Annotated in this window: 16 protein-coding genes and 1 pseudogene; 2 read left to right on the forward strand and 15 right to left on the reverse strand. The window is 71.0% G+C overall.

Annotated elements, in window-relative coordinates; genetic code table 11:
* Window positions 1-89 precede the first annotated feature (89 nt).
* The 10 genes and pseudogenes from ABXS69_RS08090 to ABXS69_RS08135 all read right to left on the reverse strand — a co-directional run.
* Window positions 90-2,813, reverse strand: a pseudogene (locus ABXS69_RS08090) (glycosyltransferase); the annotation flags it as partial.
* Between the two features lie 256 nt (window positions 2,814-3,069).
* Window positions 3,070-3,462, reverse strand: a complete 393-nt coding sequence (gene tagD, locus ABXS69_RS08095) for a glycerol-3-phosphate cytidylyltransferase (RefSeq protein WP_366180184.1) — start codon at window positions 3,460-3,462, stop codon at window positions 3,070-3,072.
* A 163-nt stretch (window positions 3,463-3,625) separates the two neighbouring features.
* Window positions 3,626-4,987, reverse strand: a complete 1,362-nt coding sequence (wecC, locus tag ABXS69_RS08100; protein ID WP_366180185.1) for a UDP-N-acetyl-D-mannosamine dehydrogenase — start codon at window positions 4,985-4,987, stop codon at window positions 3,626-3,628.
* Window positions 4,988-5,083: 96 nt separating this feature from the next.
* Window positions 5,084-6,253 (reverse strand): LCP family protein, encoded by a 1,170-nt coding sequence (locus ABXS69_RS08105; protein WP_366180186.1) that lies wholly within the window; start codon window positions 6,251-6,253, stop codon window positions 5,084-5,086.
* 60 nt (window positions 6,254-6,313) lie between these two features.
* A complete protein-coding gene (locus tag ABXS69_RS08110) occupies window positions 6,314-9,427 on the reverse strand; it encodes a CDP-glycerol glycerophosphotransferase family protein (RefSeq protein ID WP_366180187.1) in 3,114 nt (1,037 codons plus the stop codon).
* 38 nt (window positions 9,428-9,465) lie between these two features.
* A complete protein-coding gene (locus tag ABXS69_RS08115) occupies window positions 9,466-10,641 on the reverse strand; it encodes a branched-chain amino acid aminotransferase (RefSeq protein WP_366180188.1) in 1,176 nt (391 codons plus the stop codon).
* 132 nt (window positions 10,642-10,773) lie between these two features.
* A complete protein-coding gene (locus tag ABXS69_RS08120; protein ID WP_366180189.1) occupies window positions 10,774-11,835 on the reverse strand; it encodes a 3-isopropylmalate dehydrogenase in 1,062 nt (353 codons plus the stop codon).
* Between the two features lie 186 nt (window positions 11,836-12,021).
* Window positions 12,022-13,053 (reverse strand): ketol-acid reductoisomerase, encoded by a 1,032-nt coding sequence (gene ilvC, locus ABXS69_RS08125; protein ID WP_366180190.1) that lies wholly within the window; start codon window positions 13,051-13,053, stop codon window positions 12,022-12,024.
* Between the two features lie 9 nt (window positions 13,054-13,062).
* Window positions 13,063-13,611, reverse strand: coding sequence for an acetolactate synthase small subunit (ilvN, locus tag ABXS69_RS08130; protein WP_366180191.1), 549 nt, complete (start codon window positions 13,609-13,611; stop codon window positions 13,063-13,065).
* 5 nt (window positions 13,612-13,616) lie between these two features.
* Window positions 13,617-15,395 carry an acetolactate synthase large subunit gene (locus tag ABXS69_RS08135; RefSeq protein WP_366180192.1) on the reverse strand — a complete coding sequence of 593 codons (1,779 nt, stop codon included), beginning with the start codon at window positions 15,393-15,395 and terminating at the stop codon, window positions 13,617-13,619.
* 325 nt (window positions 15,396-15,720) lie between these two features.
* On the opposite strand from ABXS69_RS08135, the gene ABXS69_RS08140 reads away from it, so the two are divergent.
* Window positions 15,721-17,334 carry a TrkA C-terminal domain-containing protein gene (locus tag ABXS69_RS08140; RefSeq protein WP_366180193.1) on the forward strand — a complete coding sequence of 538 codons (1,614 nt, stop codon included), beginning with the start codon at window positions 15,721-15,723 and terminating at the stop codon, window positions 17,332-17,334.
* Between the two features lie 91 nt (window positions 17,335-17,425).
* On the opposite strand, the gene ABXS69_RS08145 is transcribed toward ABXS69_RS08140, so the two are convergent.
* Entirely contained in the window at window positions 17,426-18,712 is a 1,287-nt protein-coding gene (locus ABXS69_RS08145) for a threonine/serine exporter family protein (protein WP_366181577.1), read from the reverse strand.
* Between the two features lie 214 nt (window positions 18,713-18,926).
* Here ABXS69_RS08145 and ABXS69_RS08150 point away from each other — a divergent pair, with 214 nt between their 5' ends.
* Window positions 18,927-19,985, forward strand: coding sequence for a LacI family DNA-binding transcriptional regulator (locus ABXS69_RS08150; RefSeq protein ID WP_366180194.1), 1,059 nt, complete (start codon window positions 18,927-18,929; stop codon window positions 19,983-19,985).
* A 37-nt stretch (window positions 19,986-20,022) separates the two neighbouring features.
* On the opposite strand, the gene ABXS69_RS08155 is transcribed toward ABXS69_RS08150, so the two are convergent.
* From ABXS69_RS08155 to ABXS69_RS08170, 4 genes are read right to left on the reverse strand one after another with little or no spacing between them, the layout of a single operon-like run.
* Window positions 20,023-21,234: a glycoside hydrolase family 32 protein gene (locus tag ABXS69_RS08155; RefSeq protein WP_366180195.1), complete on the reverse strand. Its 1,212-nt coding sequence runs from the start codon at window positions 21,232-21,234 to the stop codon at window positions 20,023-20,025.
* Between the two features lie 14 nt (window positions 21,235-21,248).
* Complete coding sequence (locus ABXS69_RS08160; protein WP_366180196.1) at window positions 21,249-22,058, reverse strand: carbohydrate ABC transporter permease; 810 nt, start codon at window positions 22,056-22,058, stop codon at window positions 21,249-21,251.
* A 12-nt stretch (window positions 22,059-22,070) separates the two neighbouring features.
* Window positions 22,071-22,940 carry a sugar ABC transporter permease gene (locus tag ABXS69_RS08165; protein ID WP_366180197.1) on the reverse strand — a complete coding sequence of 290 codons (870 nt, stop codon included), beginning with the start codon at window positions 22,938-22,940 and terminating at the stop codon, window positions 22,071-22,073.
* 1 nt (window position 22,941) lies between these two features.
* Complete coding sequence (locus ABXS69_RS08170) at window positions 22,942-24,327, reverse strand: extracellular solute-binding protein (protein ID WP_366180198.1); 1,386 nt, start codon at window positions 24,325-24,327, stop codon at window positions 22,942-22,944.
* Between the last annotated feature and the right edge of the window lie 182 nt (window positions 24,328-24,509).

Consider the following 24,509-nt stretch of genomic DNA (forward strand, 5'->3'; position numbering starts at 1 on the left):
GGTTGGGCGAGACGAGGCCGTCCCACTCCGAGCTTCTCCTCGCGGCCCCGCAGGGCGCCGACGGCGTAGGCCCAGGGCGTCTCCTCGATGTGGGAGCGCCCGACGTGCTTGAGCGGCGTGCCGTGCCAGGTCTGCAGGTAGCGCTGGAAGGGGCGGTTCCCGTATCCCTCGATACCGCCGACGTTGTTGACGACGTAGCGGGCCCGGGCGAGCACCTCGAACCACTTGGTTGAGCCCTTGAGCAGCGGGGTGGCGCCGTCGGGCACGATGACCGAGCCGTCATTGACGGCCCAGTAGAGGTCCAGGCCGGTGTCCTGCCTCTTGAGCTCCTCGAAGAGGGCCAGGGGCGAATCGGCAGCGTGCCCCTCCATGAAGGACGCGAACACGGCGGCGTCCATGGGCTCGACGCCCGTGGCGGTCTTCCACTGGCCCAGGAGCCGGAATCGGTTGTGGCGGCCGCGCTCGGTATGGAGCAGTCCCTCGTCGACCCGCATGGTCATGTCCAGGGAGTCGGCGGAGACGTGGAAGCGCGAGTGCAGGGCGCCGTCCCAGATGTTCATCTGGAGGGTGGTCTCGAGCAGCGAGGAGTTGGCGCGGATGCGGTACTTGGAGTCCCGCCCGTCCACGCGCAGCCAGAAGTGGTACTCCCCCGTCCTCCAGGCGATCTCGCGGTCGGCGTACCAGCCCTTCTTCCAGGGGCGGATGGTCACGGCGAAGCGCCCGGGCGAGGGGACCTCGAAGGCGCAGTGCTCGAAGGCCCCCTGATCGCTCCACATGGAGACCGTGGACGCGGGGTCGACCTCCGCGGGGCAGCGCCCGGTCAGGCGCCAGGCGTGGCCCTCGTAGGTGATCTCGTCGACGATGAGGGAGGAGGCGCCGTCGACGAGGCACAGGGAGCCGTCGGAGTCGCCGCGGACCGACCAGGCCCGGTCGGGGCCCTCGCGCACGAGGCCCTGGGCGGGCACGACTCGCTCCCAGTCCCCGCGGGCGCTCTTGACCTCCAGGTGCCAGCCATTGCGGGCCCCCTTGGGGACGTCGCGGCCCGGGACCCTCGACATGGATATCGAGGCCTCGACGACGCCGTCGGGGGCGGCCCTGAGGACCGCGGGCAGGGTGGTGGAGTCGTGATCGCGGATGTAGCGGGCCTCGCGGATCGCGCAGCCGTCGACGGAGCGGATGATGGTGGCGAGGCTGGCGTCGCGCTCGACGACGCCGGTGGCCATGAAGGAGAAGCGGCGCTGGTCCAGGGTCAGGGGCCTGGTCCAGGAGGACCAGTCGATGGAGGCGCTCCAGCCGTCGTCGGAGATGGCGGTGTCCCCCAGGCGGATCGCGCCTCCGCGCCACACGGGGCGCAGCTCCTCGAAGTCGGAGGCGTGGGTGGGCGAGGCCACCGAGTACCACATGCTCCACGCGCGCGAGGCGCCGGGCTCCCCGGGGAGCGCCGGGAGGCGGGTGGCCAGGGGCTCGGAGATGATGAAGCCGCAGTCCTCGCGGTCCCCGATGCCGGCGGGCCAGGAGCCGTTGGCCCACTCGTTGCGCACGCGGCGGTGCCCGATTGGCACGGTCAGCCCGTCGGTGGAGCGCAGCTCGAAGGAGATCACCTGCTCGGCGCCGGTGGGAAGGATGTCGAGGAAGGCGTAGCCCTCGACGGTGAGCAGCCCGTCGCGGATCTGCGCCTCGGTGACGGTGCAGCGGGGCTTGGCGTAGCGGGTCATCGAGTCGTAGCCGCCCTCGATGAGGGGGGCGAGCATCTCGGTGTTGACGCTGAGATCGGCGCGGATTCCCCGCTCGTCCTCGATGACGGGGATGTCGAAGAAGTGCCGGTTGATCCAGGCCTCGGCGCGGTCGGCCATCTCGATCTCGCCGCGGGCCTGCCAGGCCACGAGGGCCCGGCGCCCCAGCGGTATGCGGCCCATGAGATCGGGGGTCACGTAGGGCCAGTAGCGGGTGAGGGTAGAGATGTAGGCCTGGTCGAACTCGGGGTCGCGCCCGAGGTAGGGGGCGTAGACGGGCAGGTCCCCCTCGAGGAGCTTGAACAGGAGGGTGTCGCGCAGGACCTCGGGGTTGTCCTGCTGGGCCACGAGGTCCCAGGTGCGGTCCACCATCTCCATCTTGTCGACGAGGTTCTTCAGCTCCCCGCGCTTCTGGGTGATGGAGGAGCGGTCCTCGCGCTCGCGGTAGAGGTAGACCGAGTCGAAGACGACGTCGATTGCCGAGGCCGCGGCGTAGGCGCGGGCCACGGGGAACATGTCCTCGTAGAGCTTGCCGACGGGGAAGTCGATGCCATGGGCCGCCAGCAGCGACCGCCGGTAGACCTTGTTCCAGGAGGTCGTGTCGAACATAAGCTCGGGGTGATCCTGGATCTGGACACCGGTGGCCACCCTCGACCCGGGCGCGAGCTCGGGGTAGAGGGACTGGTCGTGGGAGTACCCCTGGTTCCAGCCCTGCCATTTCCTCTCGCCCTGGAATCGGAGCACGTTGCCCGTGGCGATATCCGATCCGCTGTGCTCCAGGGCGCCCATGAGGCGCTCATAGGCGCGCGGGTCCAGGAGGTCATCAGAGTCGACGAAGCCGATGAAGTCCCCGGTGGCGACGGCCATTCCCGCGTTGCGCGCGTCGGAGAGCCCGCCATTGGGCTTGTGGAGCACGCGGATGCGGGGATCGCGGGCGGCCCAGGCGTCGCACATCTGGCCGCAGCGGTCCGGCGAGCCGTCGTCGACGAGAATGATCTCCATGTCCTTGTAGGTCTGCTTGACCACGGACTCGACGGCGGCATCGAGGTACTCCTCGACCTTGTACACCGGGATGATGACGGAGAAGCTTGGGACCGGTGGTCATGGAGTGCTGGACCGGCCCGGTGGAGGCGGCGGCCGCGAGCACGGGCGGCAGGTGGGACGGCTGCTGGCCCTGCTCGGCGGTCCGATGGCGCCGGTGGTAGAGCGCCCGCCGCACGGACTTCGGCACCACGGCGCGCCAGATCGGCTTCAACGCGGTCGTCGTGGATGATTCGGGGCTATCCGCGGTCATCGGGCCTCCCTCGTGCTCGTTGTCGTGGGGCGTCAGCGGAGATCAGGACTGGGCAATGTCGCCCTTGATCTGCGTCGTCGATATCTCAGGCGTCCGGGGCAGGTACACGATCTCGCAGAGACCGCCGAGCTGCTCATCGAACCGACCCGTCCAGTCGTCACCCATGACGAAGGTGTCGATCTCGTACTTGACGAGGTCATCGACCTTCTGCTCCCAGTTGTTCTCGGGGACCACCAGGTCGACATAGCGGATGGCCTCGAGCATCGCCCGGCGCTCCTCATAGGAGAAGTAGGCCTTCTTGCCCTTCCCGGCATTGAATTCATCAGACGACAGGGCGACCACGAGATAGTCGCCGAGGGCCCTCGCGCGTCGGAGCAGCTCGATATGCCCGTAGTGCAGGAGATCGAATGTCCCATATGTGATGACGCGACGCATCGAAGAACTCCTCAGGGAGAGGCCAGAGCACCTTCAGAACCGAAGATCACGATTCGACACCGAGTATGGCCGATCGATCCGGTCCTGTCATCCGTTCAATGGCCGCAATTCCATGGACAACCTCACAGAAACAGCGTTTGACCTGGCAATTCTCAGTGAACGTTCAGGATCTCCGCTGGCGCCAGAGGCCCCGGGTGTCGATCACCGCCCTGCCCGCGAGGGCCGCTGGGTCGAGGCCGCGCATCTCCTGGTGGTCCACGAGGAGGACCACGGCGCTCGCCCGGGCCACCGCGTCCTCGATGGACGCCAGGCTCACTCCGGGCCAGCCGGACAGGGGCTCCGGCAGGGCGTCGATATGCGGCTCGGCAACGATGATCCGCGCGCGCGGGAGCGCCCGCGCCAGCGCCTCAACGATCGCCAGGGCGGGAGATCCGCGCAGATCGTCGACGTCGGCCTTGAACGCGAGCCCCAGCGCCGCGATGGTAGGGGACGCCTGCCCCTTCACAGCGCCCAGCACCTGCTCCACGACGCGCCCGGGCGCGGCGTCATTGACCTCCCGGGCAGCGCGGATGAGCCGCGCCCGCTCGGGGGCGGCCTCGACGATGAACCAGGGGTCCACCGCGATGCAGTGCCCGCCCACGCCGGGGCCAGGCTTGAGGATCGACACCCTCGGGTGCCTGTTGGCCAGCTCGATCAGCTCCCAGGGGTCCACTCCCTGGTCGGCGCAGATCGCGGCGAGCTCGTTGGCGAAGGCGATGTTGACGTCCCGGTAGGCGTTCTCCGCCAGCTTGGCCAGCTCCGCCGTGCGCGCGTCGGTGAGCAGGAGCTCGCCGGTGGAGAAGGCGGCGTAGAGGTCGCGGGCCCGCCGAGCCCCTCGGGCGGTGAGCCCGCCGATGATCCTGTCGTTCTCGACGATCTCGGCCATCGCCCGCCCCGGCAGCACCCGCTCGGGGCAGTGCACGACGTCGACGGCCGCGCCGGCGCGCCGCTCGGGAGCGGCGGGGCGCGCGGCACCGCCGATCGCGCCGCCCGCGTCGTCCTGCTCGGCGAGTGGGACCGCCAGGTCGGGGCGCGCCGCCTGGATGGCGCGGGCCAGACGCGCCGTGGTGCCCGGCGGCGACGTCGACTCCAGGATGACGAGCTCGCCCCCGGCCAGGACCGGCGCGATGGCCGCCCCCGCGGCGTCGACGCTTCCCAGGTCCGCCCGGTTGCCGGCGGCCAGGGGCGTAGGGACGGCGACGACGTAGGCGTCGGCCCGGGGCATGGTCCGCTGCGTGGTGAGCCTGCCCCTCATGATCTGCTCAGCGACGGCCTGCTTGAGGCCCTCCTCGGCGAAGGGGGGCTCGCCCCTGCCCACGGCCTCGACCCTCGACGCGGAGGTGTCCACGCCGATGACCCTCAGGCCGGCATTGCTCAGGGCCGCCGCGGTGGGCAGGCCGATGTATCCCAGGCCGACCACCGCGACGGTGCTGATCGGGGCCCCGTCCGATGGGTCGGCCGGGGCGAGGGTCCGCGTCGTCGTCACTGTCTCACTCCATCTGAAGGCCCAGGGGGCCGGTGATGCCGCCAAATTCCGGTGATGCCGCTCGCGGCCGGCGAGCGGGGCCCCACGGCCTCCGCCTCACTCGACGGCCGATGGCAGCCGCGGGACGGCGTCGGCGTGCTCGGCGAGGTACTGGGAGACGGTGTCGTTGGCAACCGCCTCGAAGAGCGGGGCGTCGGCGGCCTGGTCCAGCACGACGATCGACTGGCCGTCCTCACTCGTGCTCGTCCCCTGGAAGGGGGCGGTCACATAGGTGACGCCGCTCGATCCCAGGCCTCGCAGGCTCAGGGCGAGGGCCTGCATCTCGTCGATGGAGAAGCCCTCGTCCACCGACGTGGTCCTGGCCGCCACGGAGAGGAATCTGTAGAGCCCGGCGGGATCGGACATGAGACCGCCGTTGAGGACCTGGGAGACGATGGCGCGCATCCAGGCCTGCTGGCGCTGGATCCTGGAGAAGTCGCCGCGGGAGAGGCTGTAGCGCTCCCTGGTGAAGGCCAGGGCCTGCGCGCCGTTGAGGCGCTGGGGGCCCGCGGCGAACTCGGCGCCCGCCAGCGTGATCGGCTTCTCCAGGCGGATCGTCACCCCTCCGATCTCGTCAGTAAGGGTGGCGAAGGACTCGAAGTCGGCCACCGCGAAGTGGTCGATGCGCACGCCGGTGAGGCTCTCAACGGTCTGGATCGCCAGGGCCGGCCCGCCGTAGGAGAAGGCGGAGTTGATCTTCCCGGTGCCGCGCCCAGGGATGGGGACCCAGGAGTCCCTCGGGATGGAGATGACCGAGACGCCCCGGCGGTCGCCGTTGACGTGGATGATCATCATGGCGTCCGTGCGCTGGCCGCCCTCCTCCCACTGGGAGGGGTCGCCGGCGCTGATCCGGGAGTCCGACCCCATCACGAGGATGTTGACCGGGGCATCGCCCCGGGCATCCGCCCCGGTGGGGCGCTCGGTGAGGCTGGCGAAGGGGTCCGGGATCCTCTCGATGGCCGAGTCCACGCGATGGCGCAGCCACCATCCGAAGGCGCCGACGCCCGTGACCAGGACGAGCAGGAGGACCAGGACGGAGACGAGCCCGACCCGCCAGCGGCGGCGCCCGCGGTGGCGCGCGGGGGCCGCGTAGCGGCCCGGCTCGGCGAGGCTCATCGGAACGCCTGGCAGGAGCGTCTCGGCGCTTGAATCGTCGGTGTCGCCCGGCACATCCGGATTTCTCGCGTTGTCATCGGCGGCAGAGACGAGATCAGGGGTCTCGTTCATGGGCCTATGGCATCACACCGGTGGCGTTTCCACCAGCCCGCGAGACCGGCAGGAGTGTCATCAGGGCAGATGCCCCAGGGACTGCGCCACCCAGGCGCGCAGAGCCGCCAGAGTCCGCTCGACGGGATCGGGGCCGGAGCCCTCCAGGGCGGCGGTGGCCGGCCAGCCGCCCGGGCCAGGAGGAGCGGCCAGGGCCCGGCGCAGCTCGGCGATGAGCCCGGCGTCGTCGTGGGTGACGGGCCAGGGGGCGTCGTCGGGCCAGTGGCCGTACAGGCCCTGACGGCGCCGGTAGTCCTCCAGGTCGGGCACATGCGCGATCGCGGGGCGGCCCGTGAGCGCGAAGTCCATGATGATGCTCGAGTAGTCGGTGACGAGCACGTCCGCGGCGAGCATGAGGGCCTCCGCGCGGGGATGCCCGCTGACGTCGATGACCCCCGCGGAGGCGCCGGGGCCCCCGTCCGGGGTGGCGAGCGCGAGGCGGTTCATGTGGTGCCCGCGCACCAGGACGACGGCGCCGGTCTCGCGGGCGATGCTCGCGGCGTCGGCGATGCGGGTGATCGGGGCCTCCCGCTCGCGCAGGCCCTCGCGCCAGGTGGGGGCCAGCAGGACCACCAGGGCGTCGTCGGGGATGCCCAGCTCGGCGCGTGCTCGGCGCCGGGTCTCGCCCCGGGGGCGCTCCCCGGCGGTCAGGGGCGCGTTGCGGGGGTACTCCCCCACCAGGGCGGGGCCCGTGAAGCCGAGCGCCGAGCGCAGGCGCTCCTCCGCGGTGGGCGACTGCGCGAGCAGCAGGTCCCACTGCGGGGCCTGGGCGGCGATCATGCGCAGGTACGTGAGGCTGGTCGCCCCGGGGGCGGCGTCGTGGCCGAGGCGCTTGATCGGCGTGCCGTGCCAGGTCTGCATGACCCGCTGGCCGGGGCGCTTGGCCCACCAGATCGGCAGGCAGTCGTTGGTGATGATGACGCGCGCCGCGCGCAGGGCGCGGAACCACTCCTCGGAGCCGCGGACGACCGGGATCGTGCCGGGTGGCGCGGGCACCGTCCCGTCGATGACGGAGAACCAGAGCGGGGCGCCCAGCCCTCGTCGCGCCAGGTCTGCCGCGATGGCGCCGGGGCTGTCCCCGCCGCTGCGGCCCTGGAAGGACTCCAGGAGCACGCCGTCGACGAGCGGCCCGGCGTCCTTGTCGATGAGCAGGCGCCTGCCGCGCCGCGTCCGCTCCCCGGGGGCCAGGGGCGGCAGCAGGCTCAAGGAGACGCGCCCGGTCTCGATGGCGAGCCGCGCGCTGCGGGAGCGGCCGGCCAAGTCGACCACCGGGGCGAGCCCGGCCGCGGGGACGCAGTCCGTGGCCGTCCCGCCGGGCAGCGCCCATCGGAGCCGGTAGGCCCCTCGCGCGATGCCGGGGTCGTTGAGCGGGATCGAGGCGCGCCACAGGGGGGCGGAGGGCTCCATGACGGCTTCCGCGACCCCTCGGGACGAGGTGAGGATAAGGCGCGCCGAGGACTCCTCCACCCAGTCGCCTCCCGGCCCCTCCAGCCAGAGGCTCTCCCCCTCGGCCCAGGCCCGGCCGATCCGGGCGGCCCCGGGTGCCTCTCCCGAAGCCGGAGTCTCCCCACCGGGGGCGGCCGGTGCCGCGCCGACCCGCAATCGACCGTCCGCGCCGCGCCAGGCGGCGCTCCCGCCCGAGCCCACCGCCCCGCTCATCCAGATCGGGGCCGCCAGGTGGTCCGAGAGCTCCTGGTTCCCCGCGCTCAGCGCCACGCGCAGCTCAGCGCCGGTCCCGGGCGGCGCGCCCAGGCTCACGGTGGCGCGGAAGCCCGCGGCCTCGTAGCCGCGCCAAGGGTCCTGGGCGTCCTCATCGGCCTCGGGGGCGCTGCGCGGCTCGATCTCGACGGCGCTCGGCGCGGGCGCCCCGTCCCTGACGGGAGTGGCGTCCCCCTCGCGGGCCGGCTCGCCGACGAGCGCGACCCGGGGCGCCCCGGCGAGCGCGGGATCGAGGCCGGGCACGCGCGCCCAGCCCTCGATGACGAGGGTGCCCGCGTCGCGCCACGCCAGGCTCGTGGCACGGGCCTCCACGCGCAGGTCGATGGGCCGGATGACGAGCAGCTCCGCGGGCAGGGCGGTCAGGCGCCCCAGGACGGGGGCGGCGGCCGCCAGACCGGCCTGGGCACGGGCATCGGGGACGAGGGGGAGGCAGGTGGTGTCCTCGGCGCGCGAGGCCAGGGCCTCCCAGAGCTCGTCGAGGGGGCCGTGGGCCAGGACCCAGAGCAGCACCCGGTCGAGGAGCGGCAGCGTCGCCCAGGCCGGGTCGGCCGCGCCGGGGACGAGCCGGGCGGCCAGGGCGCGCAGGCGCCGGGCCCCCTCGTCCCCGGCCGTCGCGGCGGATAGGGCGAGGGGCAGGAGCCTGTCCCTCAGGACGCTCCCCAGGACGCGCTCGCGCACAGAGCCGACGGCGCCGCTGAGCAGCGCCGGCAGGTGATCCGCGAAGCGGGCCAGCCGCTCCAGCCGGCACTCCCGACTGAGCGGCTCCATCGCCGTGCGGGAGCGGACGAGGGCGTTGACGACGTCGATACTCCTCGCGGCCAGCAGCAGGCTGAGAACGGCGTCGGCGCAGTCCTGAGGATCACCGAGCGCGCCGCCGCGGGCCAGGCGGCGCCAGGCGCTCGTGCGGGCCACGAGGCGGCCGGGCGCTGGGGCCTCCAGGATGCCCAGGGCCTCATCGAGGCGCAGTCCGCGGCCGGTGGGGCCCAGGGGCTCGGCTCGCCAGTCGCCGTCGAGCACGCGGCTCGCCCCGACGGCGAGGTCGGAGCCCGATCGTTCGAGGGAGTCGATGAGGGCGGCGGGCCCCTCGTGCTCGATCCGATCCTCCTCCATCATGAGGAGCGCCCATCGGGAGCGGGCGGCCCCCAGGGCCTCCCCGGCGCCGCCGTCGATGACGCGGACGCGGGAGTCCCGGGTGGCGAGCGCCTCGACGGCCTCGCGGGCGGTCCCGCTCAGGGCCCGGCCCCCGGCGGCGCCGCCCGCGGCGACGATGACCTCGACCTGGCGCAGGGACTGGTTGAGGCAGGAGCGGATCGCCGCCTGGGCCGCCTCCGGGCCCCCGGGGGAGGCCAGGACGAAGCTGAGCGCGGGCCTGCCCCACCGCCGTCGGAGGCGCTGGGGCAGCCGTGGGCCGGGCACGATCAGGGGTGGGCCGGGTCAGGGGGCGGAGCCGCGGCTCAGGCGAGCCGGTACATCCATCCGTAGGGGTCGGGCTCGATGCCGTTCTGGATGGCGGTCAGCCGGGAGTGGATCTCACTGGTCACCTCGTGCCCGCTGAGCTCGACCTCGAAGCCCTCCCCCTTGAGGCGGCCCAGCGGGACGACGACGGCCGCGGTCCCGCAGGCGAAGACCTCGCTGATGGCCCCGGAGCGGATGCCGTCGAGCAGGCCCCGCAGGCTGATCGTGTCCTCGACGACTCGCCGTCCGGAATCCGCCAGGAGGCGCAGGATCGCCGAGCGGGTGGAGCCCTCGAGGATCGTGCCGGTCAGGCGGGGCGTGCGCACGGTGCCATCGGCGTCGACGACCATGAGGTTCATGCCGCCGAGCTCCTCGATATTCGTCTGGGTGACGTCGTCGAGGAAGCAGACCTGGTCGCAGCCCTGCTCGGCCGCGATCCGCTGGGGCAGGAGGGAGCCGGCGTAGTTGCCGCCGGTCTTGGCCGCGCCCGTGCCGCCCCGGCCGGCGCGGTGGTACTCACTGGAGACCCAGATGCTGATGGGGGTCAGTCCGCCCGTGAAGTAGGCGCCCGACGGCGAGGCGATGACGTAGTAGTCGACGACGCTGGCGGAGTGGACCCCGAGGAAGGCCTCGGAGGCGAAGGCGAAGGGCCGCAGGTAGAGGGACTCGCCCTCGCCGGAGGGGACCCAGGCGGCGTCGGCGCGCACGAGGCCGACCAGGGAGGCGATGAAGTCCTCCTCAGGAAGCTCGGGCATGGCCAGGCGGCGCGCGGAGGCGGCCATGCGGGCGGCGTTGTACCGGGGCCGGAAGGTCCACACGGAGCCGTCGGCGTGGCGATAGGCCTTGATGCCCTCGAAGACCTCCTGGCTGTAGTGGAGGACGGCGGCCGCCGGGGAGAGGCTGATGTCCCCGAAGGGGACGATGCCGAGATCGGTCCAGCCCTGCCCGGCGATCCAGCGGGCGTGGGCCATGTGGTCGGTGAAGCTGGAGCCGAACCCGGGGCTGGCGAGGCGCTCGGCCCGCTCCGCCTCGCTGGCGGGCGCGGGGTTGGGGGTGAGCGTGAAGCGGTCGGCAAGCTCGTCCGCGGCGGGGACGGGGACCTCTGCGGCGCGGGCCAGCGGGGTGGTGAGGGAATCGATCGGGGGGCGCGGCATCGCAGCGGTGGTCTCAGGCATGGGCACACCCTACGTCCGTTCTCATTGACCGGACAGGGGGTCTCGCATGCCGTCTCGCGCTGTCGTCGCCGCGGTGGCCTCCACTATCGCCGCCGCGGCGACGCCGCGCCCCGGGGCGGGCCCCTCGGCGGCTCAGGCCCGCAGCGCCGCGGTGATCGCGTCCCCGATCTCGCTGGTCGAGCGGGTCAGCGGACCGCCCTCCTCGTTCGCGCGCGCCCGGGCGGCCATGTCGGCGTCGACGGCCGCGCTCACCCGCGCGGCGGCATCGGGCTCGCCGATGTGCTCCAGCAGGAGGGCGGCGGCCAGGATCGTGGCCGTGGGGTCGGCGATGCCCTGGCCCGCGATATCGGGGGCCGATCCGTGGACGGGCTCGAACATGGAGGGGAAGGCCCGGTCGGGGTTGATGTTGCCGGAGGCGGCCAGACCGATGCCACCGGTGATGGCCCCGGCCTCGTCGGTGAGGATGTCGCCGAAGAGGTTGTCGGTGACGATGACGTCGAAGCGGGAGGGGTCGGTGACCATGTAGATGGTGGCGGCGTCGACGTGGCAGTAGTCGATGCTCACGCCGGGGTACTCGGCGCCGACGGCCTCGACGGTGCGCCGCCACAGGTGGCCCGCGTGGACGAGGACGTTGTGCTTGTGGACGAGGGTGAGGCGGTGGCGGCGGGCATTGGCCTGCTCGAAGGCGTAGCGCACGAGGCGCTCGACGCCGAAAGCCGTGTTGACGCTGACCTCGGTGGCGATCTCGTGAGGGGTGCCCACGCGCACGGCGCCGCCGTTGCCGCAGTAGAGGCCCTCGGTGCCCTCGCGCACGACGACGAAGTCGATGTCCCCGGGCTCGGCCAGCGGCGTGGGCACACCCGGGTAGTGCTTGGCCGGGCGCAGGTTGACGTAGTGGTCGAGCTCAAAGCGAAGGCGCAGGAGGAGGCCGCGCTCCAGGACGCCGGAGGGCACGGAGGGGTCGCCAACGGCGCCCAGGAGGATGGCGTCGTGCTCCTTGATGGCGGCGAGGTCCTCGTCGGTGAGGGTGTCGCCCGTGGCGTGCCAGCGCTCGGCGCCGAGGTCGAAGTCGGTGCGCTCGATGGACGTGCCGGTTCCGGCCAGGGCGGCGTCGAGGACCTTGAGGCCCTCGGGGACGACCTCCTTGCCGATGCCGTCGCCGGGGATCACTGCGAGCCTGATGGTCTGCGTCATGGTCGGACCCTATGGCCTGCCTCGTTCCACCTCCGCGCGCATCTCATATCGCGGCCTCGTGGGACGCCGACAGCGCGTCGCGCATGAGCGTGGGGCCCGCCGAGATCCTCGGCGGGCCCCACGGCGCCTTATAGCGCGGAACCGGTCTCGCTCCTGATTTCGACCGGTCTCGCGAGGAGGCGCGCGTCAGCGGGCGACGGAGCCCTCGGTGTAGTCGGAGTCGACCTCGGCGCGCCAGGCGAACATCGAGCGGACCTCGCGGCCGACCTTCTCGATCGGGTGACCCTCGCCCTTGGCCCGCAGCTCCTTGAACTCGGGGCCGCCGGCGGCCTGGTCATCCATGAAGCGCTTGGCGAAGGAGCCGTTCTGGATGTCCGCGAGGACCTCCTTCATGCGCTCCTTGACATCCGGGGTGATGACGCGGGGACCGGAGACGTAGTCGCCGTACTCGGCGGTGTCGGAGATGGACCAGCGCTGCTTGGAGATGCCGCCCTCGACGATGAGGTCCACGATGAGCTTGAGCTCGTGCAGGACCTCGAAGTAGGCCATCTCCGGCTGGTAGCCGGCCTCGACCAGCGTCTCGAAGCCGTACTGGATGAGCTGGGAGGCGCCTCCGCACAGGACGGCCTGCTCGCCGAAGAGGTCCGTCTCGGTCTCCTCGCGGAACGTGGTCTTGATGGCGCCGGCGCGAGTGCCGCCGATGGCCTTGGCGTAGGACAGCGCGAGCGGCCAGGCCTGGCCGGTGGCGTCCTGCTCGACGCACGCGAGCACGGGCACGCCGCGGCCCGCCTCGAACTCGCGGCGCACCGTGTGGCCGGGGCCCTTAGGGGCGACCATGACGACGTCGATATCGGCGGCCGGCTTGATGTAGCCGAAGTGGATGTTGAACCCGTGGGAGAAGAGCAGGGCGGAGCCGGGCTTGATGCTCGGCTCGATCTGCTCGGCGTACAGCGTCGCCTGGACCTGGTCCGGGGCGAGCACGACGATGACGTCACCCCAGGCGACGGCCTCGGCGACGGGCTTGACCTGCAGGCCGGCCTCCTCCGCCTTGGCGACCGAGGCGGATCCCTCACGCAGGCCGACGATGACCTCGACGCCGGAGTCGCGCAGGTTGAGCGCGTGGGCGTGGCCCTGGGAGCCGTAGCCGATCACCGCGACCTTCTTGGACTGGATGACGGACAGGTCGGCGTCGTCGTCGTAGAACTTCTCAGCTGCCATGATGGATTCTCACTTTTCCTTAAGTTGATCTGTGATGGATCTCGGACCGCGCGTGATGGCGACGGCACCGGACTGGACGATCTCCTTGACCCCGTAGGGCTCCAAGGAGGTCAGCAGTGCCCGGACCTTCGACTCCGAGCCGACGGTCTCGATGACCACCGAGCTCGGGGAGACGTCGACGACATGCGCGCGGAACAGGTCGACGATCTGCAGGACGGCGGTGCGGTTGGCATCGTCGGCGTGGACCTTGATGAGGTAGAGCTCGCGCTCCACCGAGGTGGCGGGATCGAGCTCGACGATCTTGAGGACGTTGACGAGCTTGTTGAGCTGCTTGGTCACCTGTTCCATGGCCCGGCCCTCGGCGTCAGCGATCACGGTGATGCGCGAGACGCCGTCGGTGTCGGTGGGGCCCACGGCCAGGGAGCGGATGTTGAAGCCGCGACGGGTGAACAGCGCGGACACACGGGTCAGGACGCCCGGGGTGTCCTCAACCAGCACGGACAGGGTGTGCATCGTGCCCGCGGCGCTCGCCGCGCCCGCGGTACTGGCTGCGCTCATGGGGCTCACTCCTCCTCCCACGCCGGGCTCATGCCCAGGGCGTGCTGAATCTCGTCATTGGACACGCCCGCGGCGACCATCGGCCACACCTGGGCGTCGGCCGAGCAGATGAAGTCGACGACGACGGGGCGGTCGTTGATGGCGTTGGCCTTCTCGATGACCTCGTCGAGGTCCTCCAGGCGCTCGCAGCGCAGGCCCACGGCACCGTAGGCCTGCGCCAGGGTCACGAAGTCGGGGATGCGCCGGGTTCCGGAGCCGGTGTGCAGGTCCGTGTTGGAGTAGCGCTGCCCGTAGAAGAGGGTCTGCCACTGGCGCACCATGCCCAGGGAGGAGTTGTTGATGATGGCGACCTTGATGGGTATCTCGTTGAGGGCGCAGGTGGCGAGCTCCTGGTTGGTCATCTGGAAGCAGCCGTCGCCGTCGATGAGCCACACGGGCCGGTCGGGCCGACCGACCTTGGCGCCCATGGCGGCGGGCACGCCGTACCCCATGGTGCCAGCCCCCGCCGAGGTGAGCCAGGAGCGGGGCTGGTTGAAGCCCAGGAAGTGCGCGGCCCACATCTGGTGCTGCCCGACGCCCGTGGCCCAGATCGTGTCCTTGGGGGCGCCGGCGGCCAGGTGGGTGATGACCTCCTGGGGCTGGAGGACGCCGTCGTCGGTGTCGGTCCAGGCGATGGGGTAGCGGCGGCGGACATCGCTGACCTCCGCCACCCAGGGCTCCAGGCTCACGCGATCCTCGCCCCGCGCGGCGATCGCCGCGGCGAGCGCGGGGACGACATCGAGGAGGTCGCCGACGATGGGCACGTCCGCGGTGCGGATCTTGGAGATCTCAGCGGGGTCGATGTCGGCGTGGATGACGGCGGCGCGCCGCGCGAAGGTGTCGGGCCTGCCCGTGACGCGGTCGTCGAAGCGCGCGCCGAGGCTGACGACGACGTCCGCCCTCTGGAGGGCCCCGACGGCGGGCACGGTGCCGTGCATCCCCGGCATCCCCAGGTGGAGGGGGTGATCGGTGGGCATGATGTCCAACGCGGTGAGCGTGGTGACGAAGGGGGCGCCGAGGGTGTCGATGAGCTCGGTGAGCGCCTCGGTGGCGATGCCCGCCCGGGACAGGCCGCCGCCGAGGTAGAGAACGGGGCGCTGGGCGTTGGCGAGCATCTCAGCGGCCTGCTCGATGCGCCGCTGGTTGGGCCGCCCTGGCAGGTTGTAGCCGGGCAGGCTCAGCCGGGGCGGCCAGTGGAACTCGGCGACGCCCACCTGGGCGTCCTTGGTGACGTCGACGACGACGGGGCCCGGGCGCCCGGTGGAGGCCAGGTGGAAGGCCTCGGCGACGCGCTCGGGGATCTCCGCGGGATCGGACACCAGGAAGGAGTGCTTGACAAAGGGCATCGTCGAGCCGATCACGTCGGCTTCCTGGAAGGCGTCGGTCCCGATGGAGCCCGCGCTCACCTGCCCCGTGATGGCGACCATGGGCACGGAGTCCATATGCGCGTCACCGATGGGGGTGATGAGGTTGGTCGCCCCGGGGCCGGAGGTGGCCACACATACGCCCGGCCTCCCGGTGGCCAGGGCGTAGCCCTGGGCCGCGTGCCCGGCGCCCTGCTCATGGCGCACGAGGATGTGGCGGATCCTGGAGCTGGCCAGCAGCGGATCGTAGAAGGGGAGGATCGCGCCGCCCGGCATGCCGAAGATGTCGGTGACCCCGAGCTCCTCCAGAGAGCGCACGAGGGCCTCCGCCCCCGTCATCACCTCGGGGACGGCCGCGTTCGGGGTGTCCTGGCGCGCCATCATCGCCCTCCAATCGGTCGGTCCTCCCGGCGCGGCGCCGGCTGGGACCACCGTATGGCAGTCCACGAGGTGAGTCATATCAGAGATCAACCATCTCACATCATGGAATCACGGATGATGGCGAGGGGCATGCGGCCCGGTCAGGCCGCATGCCGGCCGCTGTGCCCTTGGTCCGTCATCAGACGCGGTCCCGTTGATGAGAGAATGTCATGGCATCCGCCGGGCGCCACCGGCGGGCAGGGGCATCGCAGTCCCTGAGCATGACCGCATCTCAATGACGACCCTGCGCGCCGAGGCTGGGCAGGACCGGAAGGCTACGATCATCGTGACCCACGGACTACTCACTCATCTGGCCGAGAACCCTGTTCTCGTGCTGTTCCTGCTCATCGGGCTGGGGATGCTCGTCGGCCATGTCAAGGTGCGCGGAGTCAGCCTGGGAGCGGCCGCCGTCCTCTTCGCGGGCATCGCCCTGGCGGCCTGGGGAACCTCCCAGCAGGTCGAGATCGCGATCCCCGCCCCACTGGGGACGCTCGGCCTGGCGATCTTCACCTTCGCCATCGGCATCCAATCGGGCCCCAACTTCTTCCACGTGCTGCGCACCGCGGCGGGGCCGCTGGCGCTCATGCTGCTGTTCTTCATCGTGGCCGCGGGCTCCGGCCTGGGCCTGGGCCACGTCCTGGGCATGGACTCCGCCCAGATCGCCGGCACCTTCGCCGGGGCGCTCACCAACACGCCGGCCCTGGCCGCCGCGGGCAACGCCGCCACGCTCTCGGGGAATCCCGAGGGCGCCGCGATCGCCACGGTCGGCTACGCCGTCGCCTACCTGTACGGCGTCATCGGGATGCTGTTCTTCACCCTCCTGGCCCTGCGCTACCGCAGCTCGGACCGCGACAAGCCCTCCCCCCTGGCCAACCGAACGATCCGTGTGGAGCGCTCCGACGGCCCGATGATCGCCGATATCGCCGCCAGGATCTCCGGGGAGCTCAAGTTCTCGCGCCTGCGGCGCGGTGAGACCGGGCCGATCACCCGTCCCTCGAGCGGGGACCGCGTGTTCAAGGACGACCTGGTGACCGTCGTCGGCAGCCAGGACGCCGTCAACCAGGTCATCAAGGAGCTGGGGCACGGCTCGTCGCACTCCCTCATCGAGGACCGCAAGTACCTCGACTTCCGGCGCATCACCGTCTCGGACCCGAAGCTCGCCGGCCGCACCCTCGCCGATCTCGACATCGACCGCCGCTTCGGCGCGACGATCTCGCGCGTGCGGCGCGGTGACGTCGACATGGTCGGCACCCCGGACCTGGTCCTCCAGCAGGGGGACCGCGTGCGCGTCGTCGCCCCCACCGGGCGGATGGCCGAGGTGTCGAAGTTCTTCGGGGACTCCGCGCGGGGCCTGTCCTCGATCAACCCCATCGCGCTCGGCCTGGGCATGGGCCTGGGCATCGTCATCGGCGAGTGGGAGATCCTCACCCCGACCGGCGCCACCTTCTCCATCGGCTCGGCGGCGGGCACGCTCCTCGTCGGGCTCGTGTTCGGTCGGATCGGGCGCATCAAGAGCTTCGTGACGGCTATCCCCTTCACCGCCACGGCCGTGCTCGCGGAGCTCGGGCTCCTGGTCTTCCTCGCCCAGGCCGGCACGAAGGCGGGCGGCCAGATCGCCGACGCCTTCACCGGTGGCGACTGGTGGAAGATCCTGGTCACCGGGTTCGTCATCACGACGATCGTCGGGATGGGCCTGTACGCCTCGATGCGCTGGATCGTGAGGATGGGCGGGACGCGCCTGTCCGGGCTCATCGGCGGGGCGCAGACCCAGCCAGCGGTGCTGGCCTTCGCCAACGAGCGCACCGGGGCCGACCCCCGGGTGGCCCTGGGCTACGCGATGGTCTACCCCGTGGCCATGATCGTGAAGATCCTCATGGCGCAGATCCTCGGCGGCCTGTGAGGCACGGCCCACGGGCACGAGGAGGGCCCGGGCTCACTCATGGTGAGCCCGGGCCCTCCTCGTCAGCGCGTCCCACCGGCGCGGACCGCTCTCAGTCGCCCTCGGGCTCGGGCAGCTCGATCATGCCGGAGGTGGGCACGTCGTGGCGCCAGTTGCGGTCCGTCATGATGCGGGCCAGCGCGAGGCCCACGCCGATGGCGGTGATGACGAAGAAGACCTCCGCGATGCTGGCGGCCGCCTGGCCGACGGCCACCCTCGTGTCGACCGTGTGGTCGTTGAGCGCGGAGATCGCGCGGTAGAAGGGGACGCCGGGGATCATGATGACGACCGCCGGCACGGACAGAGCCACGCGGGACAGGGAGGCCCGTGAGACGAAGGTCTGGGCGAGCAGGCCGATGACGATGGCGGCCAGCCCCACGGCCATCTGCCACGGAACGTGGTGAACGTCGATGAGGACGAGCCTGCCCGTGTTCGCCACGGCCCCGATGATCGCGGAGATGAGGCAGGCGCGCGCCCGGGCGTTGAACAGGACGGCGAAGCCGTAGGCGGCCACGAAGGAGCACAGGAGGCGGAGGCCGTAGAGGACCGGTCCCTCGGGCGTGAGGGCGGCTGTCCCGTTGACGTCCCAGTCGGCGATGGAGGTGACGGTCCAGACGGCGACGCCGGCCGCCATCATGACCATGATGACGTAGGACATGCGGGACACCGCGGAGGAGAAGTCCTGGCGGAACAGGTCGAGCATAGCGGTGACCATGGGGAAGCCGGGGATGAGGAAGAGGATCGCGGAGATGATCCCGCCCTGGTGCCCCGGCGAGATGAGCCCGGCGGCGGTGAGCCCGGCGATGACCACCATGTAGAGGGTGGACGCGATGACGCCGCTGACGAGCCATGTGTAGAAGTGCTGCATGTGGCGCACAAGCATGGCCCGGCGCGCCGCCTGCCCGAGCGCGGCGGCGAAGAGCACCGCGAGGCACTCGGCCCATCCTCCCTTGTTGAGGAAGCAGAACCCGGCGCAGGCGATGCCGGAGGCCAGGGCATTGGCGACGGGGCCGTAGAGCCCGCGCATCGACTCGACCTCGGCGAGCTTGGCCTCAAGGACCTCGACGCGCTCGTGCGCGCGCAGATCGTGGACGATGCGGCGCAGGGCTTCGAGCCGATCGACATTGACGCCGACGCGGCGCACCTCGGCGGCCTCCGTGCGGAAGCGCTCCCCCTCGTAGGAGGAGGTGACGAGCTCCGTCATGGTGACGGTGGCCTGGTGGCGGTCGATGCCGACTGCGGAGGCGGCCCTGGCCATCGCCGACTTCACCCGGTAGGAGCCGGCTCCAGCGGCGAGCATGAGCTTGCCGAGGTGGAGGACCACCTCGGACTGCTGCATCAGTCTGTCGGCGTCCAGGCCGGATCGAAGGCCATGAGGATCGGTGGGAGGAGGAGTCTCATTCACGGCGTTATGCTGCCTGACACCGCTCGCCCGGGCAGGGCCCGAAGGCCCAGAGAGTCGCGTGGTGCTGAGCACGTCCCCCCGTGGGGCGCCGGGGCGTGGGGCTCCCGGCGGATTGACACCGCGATGGGGCCCTGGTGCCATATGGGGCATGACAGGCAAGGAGCGGCAGTCGCGTGCTCGCGCCGCGGACGTGGCGGCCGCCGCGGGGGTGTCGACGACCGCCGTGTCCTTCGTGCTCAATGGCCGCGACGAGGGCAATATCTCGCCCGCCACGCGTGAGCGCATCCTGCGGGCGGCGCAGGAGCTCGGCTACCGCCCCAACCATGTCGCGCGGAGCCTGCGGAGGAACTCGACCAGCTCGATCGGGCTGGTCACAGACGCGTTCGCGTCCTCGCCCTTCGGGGGCAGGCTCCTCTCCGCGGCGACTGAGGAGGCCAACTCCGCTGGCTACGCCCTGCTCATGATGGACCTCGGTTGCCGCGTGGAACGGGCCGCGGAGGCGATCGAGGCCCTGGAGAGCCGTCAGGTCGACGCCATCATCTACGCGACGATGGGCTTCACCGAGCTCGACGAGCCCCCGGCGTCCCGCGCCCCCCTCGTGCTCGCCAACTGCGTCACGCGCCGCCCCGGCAGGCCCTCGGTGAGCCCCGACGACGCCGGTGGGGCCACCGCCGCCCTCGAGCATCTGGCGGGACTGGGCCATCGTCGCGTGGCGATGCTGGGAGGGCACTTCTCCCCCGGCGCGCGGCCGGTCGACGTCGGGAACGTATCGGGCCCGATCCGCTGGCGGGCGTTCCGGGCCGCGGCCGAGCGGAAGGGGATCGATGCCCGGCTCGTCGGCCGGGGGTGGACGATCGACGATGGCCATACCGCCGCGATGGAGGCGCTCAGCCCGCCGGAGTCGGAGCGCCCGACGGCGCTCTTCGCCGCCTGCGACCGGGTCGCGGCCGGGGCGCTGCTGGCGGCCGCGCGCCTCGGGCTCTCGGTCCCCGATGATCTGTCGATCATCGGCTTCGACGATCAGGAGGCACTGGCGGAGAGCCTCGTCCCACCGCTGACCACTGTCGCCCTCCCCCACGCCCTCATGGGCTCCACCGCGGTCGCGATGGCCTTGGAGGCCGTCCGGGGGGAGGTGCCCGGCCCATCCCATCGCGTCCTGGAGTGCCCTGTCGTGGTCCGCGGCTCGACGGCGCCGCCCCGGCCGTGACGGTCGCCGTCGAGCCGTCGGCTCCTGCGCGCGACCCTCAGGGGACTCGCGGGATGACGTCGGCGGCCCTGGCCGTCCTATCGGTGGCGCAGCACAGCTCCCATGGCTCGTCATGCCGCCATGTCGCAGGGATCCCCGAGTAGCGGTAGAGCTCGAGCACGGCGCCGTCGACCCAGATCTGGTCCCCTAGGGACAGGTCGATCACCCCCCGGGCGGGGTGGCTGAGCCGCGCGCCGTCCCCGAGGATGTCGATCGCCCAGCGCCGATCGGCGAGCGCGGTCCGCCCAGCGGGTAGCTCGCTCGCCTCACCGATGAGGGCGGTGGCCGCGCCCAGATCGATCCTGGAGCGGACCTCTCTGCCGACCAACGACAGGCGTCGGGGAAGGCTGAGGCAGCCCGAGTGGTCGCGCACCGCCGGGTCCTGGTCCGGCTGGCGCACCCAGCCGAGCAGAAGAGGATCGGCATCCGTGAGCGCGACCTGCGGGGCGTAGAGATCGGCGCCGTCGTCGAGGATGTGAGCGCTCTCGGAGATGAAGCGGAGCCGCCCGTCCCGCTCCACGAGGTCGCCAATGGCGGCGGCGACCTCGCCGAGCCGTCCCTGGTGGTTGAGGGAGACGATCAGGACCCACCGCCCGCCGAGCGGGAACAACTGGGGGCACTCCCAGATGTCGGCGCCCCCGATCCGCCTGAGCAGCGGATCGTCGTCGACGAGCAACCCGATATAGCGCCAGTCGGTCTCGCGCTCGCGGTCGAACAGGGCGATGGCGGGGCTTCCGTCGGCCAGGCCCGCCCCGAGCACCGCCAGCCGGCGGCCCTGGTGCTCAAGCACGTACGGGTCGCGCATGATGACGATGCCGTCGGAGCCCGGGGTGCGCCCGACGACGACCGGCGGCCCCCAGTCGCGCAGGTCGGGGCTGCCCCAGCGCAGGCAGATCGTTGAGCCGGCCGAGGCGTCCACGACTCCGGAGTACGCGACGGCGGGCCGGTCGTGCCCGGGCACGAACACCCCCGACCAGCAGCCGAAGGAGTCGGGGCCGCCGGGCGTCGGCGAGAAGGCGATAGGCTCGTGCTCCCAGTGGGCCAGATCCCTGCTGGTGGCGTGGCCCCAGGAGATACGGCCGTGGACGGGGGCGTGCGGATTGTGCTGGTAGAACACGTGCCAGACGCCGTCGACGCGGGTGATGCCGTTGGGGTCGTTGAGCCAACCCCTCACGGGGCGCAGGTGGTAGCTCGTGGTGGGAGCGTCCATTGTTCCGGTCCTCCTTATCGGTGAGATCCCGCCGTCAGCCCCTCGCGCAGCGTGCGCTGCCCGAAGGCGAAGACGAGGAACGCGGGGATCATTGAGATCACGACGCCCGCCAGGACCGTGGCCACGGACCCCGTGCCCATATTGCCCTGGAGGGATACCAGTCCCAGGGGAAGGGTGAAGTTCTTCTCGCTGATCTCGAGGATCAGGGGGCGGAAGAACTCATTCCAGTGGAAGTTGAAGGCCAGGATCCCCACGATCGCCATTCCCGGCATCGCCAAGGGGGCGTAGATGGAGCGGAAGGCGCGCCACGCCCCTGCGCCGTCGAGCTCGGCCGCCTCCCCCAGCTCCGCGGGGAGCCCGAGAAAGTACTGGCGCATGAGGAAGGTCCCGAAGGCCGTGGGTATGGCCGGGAGGATGAGGGCGACGAGGGTGTCGGCCAGGTGCATGCCCCGGATGAGCATGAACACCGGCACGATGGTGACCTGCATCGGCACCATCATCGTAGCGAGAATGAACGCGAACAGCGTCTTCTTGCCCCGGAACTCGAAGCGGGCGAAGACGTACCCGGCCATCGCGGCCGAGAGCATCTGCCCGATGGCGATCGCGCCGGTGACGAGCACCGAGTTGAGGATGAGCAGCCACATGTCGACCTTCTTGAACACCGCCGAGTAGGAGGAGAGGTCGAGGGCGCTGGGGATGATGGGGCTGTCGGCGGAGAGCGACTCGGCGGGTGGCCGCATCGAGGCCAGGACCGTCCAGATCACTGGGGCGAGGGTGACCAGGCCGGCAAGACCGAGGACTGCGTAGGTGGCGAGCTTCTTCATGGGTCGGCCTCCTCAGCCGTAGAACACGAAGCGTCGGGACAGGCGGAACTGCAGCGCTGTCACCAGCATGATGACGATGGTCAGGATCATCCCGATCGCGGAGGCCCTGCCGAACTGGAGCTGTTTGAACACCGACTCGTAGATCACCATGACCGCGGTGCGGGTGGAGTCCCCCGGGCCTCCTCGCGTGAGGACGTAGGGCTGGTCGAAGATCTGCAGGGCGGAGATGACCGCCATGACGGAGGCGACCAGGGTCGTGGGGCTGACCAGTGGGAAGGTGATCCTCCAGAATTGCTTCCAGCCCGTGGCGCCATCGACTTGAGCGGCCTCGTAGACCTCCTTGGGGATGGAGGAGAGCCCTCCGAGGAACAACAGGAAAGAGAACCCGAAGTTCTGCCACACGTAGACCAGGACGACGACGACCATCGCCCCGCTGGTGGAGGTCAGCCATGGGACGCTTCCGATGCCGAGCACGGAGAGCAGGTGGTTGACCAGGCCGAAGCTCTCATTGAACAGGTAGGTCATGATGATAGAGACCGAGGCCGCGGACAGGATGAGGGGGAAGAAGAGCACCGACCGGAAGAAGGACCTGGCCATGCTGGGCATCCTCGTATTGACGAGGACAGCCAGCCCCAGGGCGACCGCGAGTTGCAGGGTCACGGCGACGACGACGAAGCCGATGGTGTTGAGGAAGGAGACTCGGATCGTCGGGTCGGCGGCGATGCTGGTGAAGTTGTCCAGGCCGACGAACCTCGGGGGCGTGATGATGTCCCATGAGAAGAAGGCGAGGCCGATCGAGGCGAGGATCGGCAGGAGGCTGAACACTCCCAGCCCGATCACCGTGGGCGCGAGGAACAACCAGATGAGGGCTTTCCGTTGCATGTCATGCCTCCAGGGCTCGGGTGAGGTCGGCGTCGAGTCGCTCCAGGGCGCCGGGGAGGGCGGCCGCCGAGCCGGTCACCGCGCCCAGGACGTTCTTGATGAGCGCTGTCTCAACAGCGGCCTGCTGCGGCGGCGCGGGGATGGGAGCGCAGGGCCGCTGGTCGAGGGTGTCGTAGAAGACCTTCCAGTGGGCTGGCCCCTTGCCCGCGTAGAGGGTCTCGTCGCACATCGATCGCCGGGTGGGCGTGGTGTCGGGCTTGGTGAAGGCGAGGCGCATGCCCTCCAGGGAGGTGCAGAACTTCACCCATTCCCAGGCCTCGTCCTTGCGCTTGGAGGTCTTGAGGATGGCGTAGCCGGCCGCGCCGAACTGGTGGCGCTGAGAGCGCCCCCTGGGGAAATAGGCGACGTCGTAGTCCTCCGGCGCGAGCCCGGCCTCCGACAGGCCCTGGACCCAGTAGCCGCCCGCCGGCGTCATTCCGATGGAGCCGCCCGAGAACTGCCCGACGAGCTCATTACCTCCGCCCTGGGCGGGGCTGGTGCCCAGGCCCTCCCCCACGACCGCGCGCAGGAACTCGAAAGACTCGGCCACACGGGGGTCGGAGGCGTTAGAGCCCTCCCAGAGATAGCCACCGGAATAGGCGCCCTCCTGGCCCGGGTAGAACTGCTCCCAGAGCCACTGGCCGCCGCTGGCCTTCTTCTCCGTGAGGAAGCTGGTGTCGTTGGCGTAGAGCCACGGCACGACCCCTCCCCACAGCCGGTTGGTCCAGTAGAACGGGATGAATCCCCTGTCTGAGGCTCTGCTCATCCGCCGCGCCATCGCCAGGAAGTCCTCGTGGGTCCAGTCGACGGCGGGGTACGCCACGCCCGCGCGCTCCATCGCGGCGGTTTTGAGGTAGATGTTCGCGGCGTTGAAGTCGATAGGCATCTGGTAGAGAGAGCCCTTGTACATGAACGCCTCGATGAGGCTCGGGTGGACATCGTCGAAGTAGTTCTTGACCTCGGCGGCGTCGCGCTGGATGTAGGCGTCGAGCGGCTCGGCCAGCCTCTCGGCGAAGAGCTGGGCGCCCTCGGTCGCCACGACGCACACATCCGGCGGGGTCCCGGCTGCCACCATGGTGAGGATCTTGGCGAAGAAGTCCGCCCAGTCGGCGCCCTGGACGGCCTGGAGCCGGACGGGGATATCGGGATGCTGGGCGGTGAAAGCATCGACGAGCGACTTTCGGGCGACCGCGTCCTGGTTGGTCCCGAGGATCGCGATCGACAGCGAGTTGTCGTACCGGCCCGGGATGTCCGCACCGATCAGACGTGACCACTGACCGCCGAGGAGGGCCACTGAGCCGACCCCCGCGGCGCCAGTCAGCAGTCCGCGCCGGGAGAGCTGAGTCATCGTTGACCTCCTGCCTAATTCGATTTAGTAGGGACGATTGTTGCTCCCACCACAGGCGATGTCAAGGCAGGACATGGCTGTGCGACGGCGTCGATGGAGTCCTTGGGGGGCGCTGGTGTCCTTGGCGGGGTCACGGGAGGGGGTGCTGGTGGTCGGGTGTTGGGGGTTTTGGTGCGTGCCCC

The organism is Actinomyces timonensis (assembly GCF_040702965.1).
In the GTDB taxonomy this organism is placed as follows: domain Bacteria; phylum Actinomycetota; class Actinomycetes; order Actinomycetales; family Actinomycetaceae; genus Actinomyces; species Actinomyces timonensis_A.

What these genes read in the sequence shown, in the direction of transcription:
- tagD (WP_366180184.1), bottom strand. Translation starts at nt 3,462, where the DNA reads ATGCGTCGCGTCATCACATATGGGACATTCGATCTCCTGCACTACGGG.
- ABXS69_RS08105 (WP_366180186.1), bottom strand. Translation starts at nt 6,253, where the DNA reads ATGAACGAGACCCCTGATCTCGTCTCTGCCGCCGATGACAACGCGAGA.
- ABXS69_RS08115 (WP_366180188.1), bottom strand. Translation starts at nt 10,641, where the DNA reads ATGCCTGAGACCACCGCTGCGATGCCGCGCCCCCCGATCGATTCCCTC.
- ABXS69_RS08120 (WP_366180189.1), bottom strand. Translation starts at nt 11,835, where the DNA reads ATGACGCAGACCATCAGGCTCGCAGTGATCCCCGGCGACGGCATCGGC.
- ilvC (WP_366180190.1), bottom strand. Translation starts at nt 13,053, where the DNA reads ATGGCAGCTGAGAAGTTCTACGACGACGACGCCGACCTGTCCGTCATC.
- ilvN (WP_366180191.1), bottom strand. Translation starts at nt 13,611, where the DNA reads ATGAGCGCAGCCAGTACCGCGGGCGCGGCGAGCGCCGCGGGCACGATG.
- ABXS69_RS08135 (WP_366180192.1), bottom strand. Translation starts at nt 15,395, where the DNA reads ATGGCGCGCCAGGACACCCCGAACGCGGCCGTCCCCGAGGTGATGACG.
- ABXS69_RS08145 (WP_366181577.1), bottom strand. Translation starts at nt 18,712, where the DNA reads ATGCAGCAGTCCGAGGTGGTCCTCCACCTCGGCAAGCTCATGCTCGCC.
- ABXS69_RS08150 (WP_366180194.1), top strand. Translation starts at nt 18,927, where the DNA reads ATGACAGGCAAGGAGCGGCAGTCGCGTGCTCGCGCCGCGGACGTGGCG.
- ABXS69_RS08155 (WP_366180195.1), bottom strand. Translation starts at nt 21,234, where the DNA reads ATGGACGCTCCCACCACGAGCTACCACCTGCGCCCCGTGAGGGGTTGG.
- ABXS69_RS08160 (WP_366180196.1), bottom strand. Translation starts at nt 22,058, where the DNA reads ATGAAGAAGCTCGCCACCTACGCAGTCCTCGGTCTTGCCGGCCTGGTC.
- ABXS69_RS08165 (WP_366180197.1), bottom strand. Translation starts at nt 22,940, where the DNA reads ATGCAACGGAAAGCCCTCATCTGGTTGTTCCTCGCGCCCACGGTGATC.
- ABXS69_RS08170 (WP_366180198.1), bottom strand. Translation starts at nt 24,327, where the DNA reads ATGACTCAGCTCTCCCGGCGCGGACTGCTGACTGGCGCCGCGGGGGTC.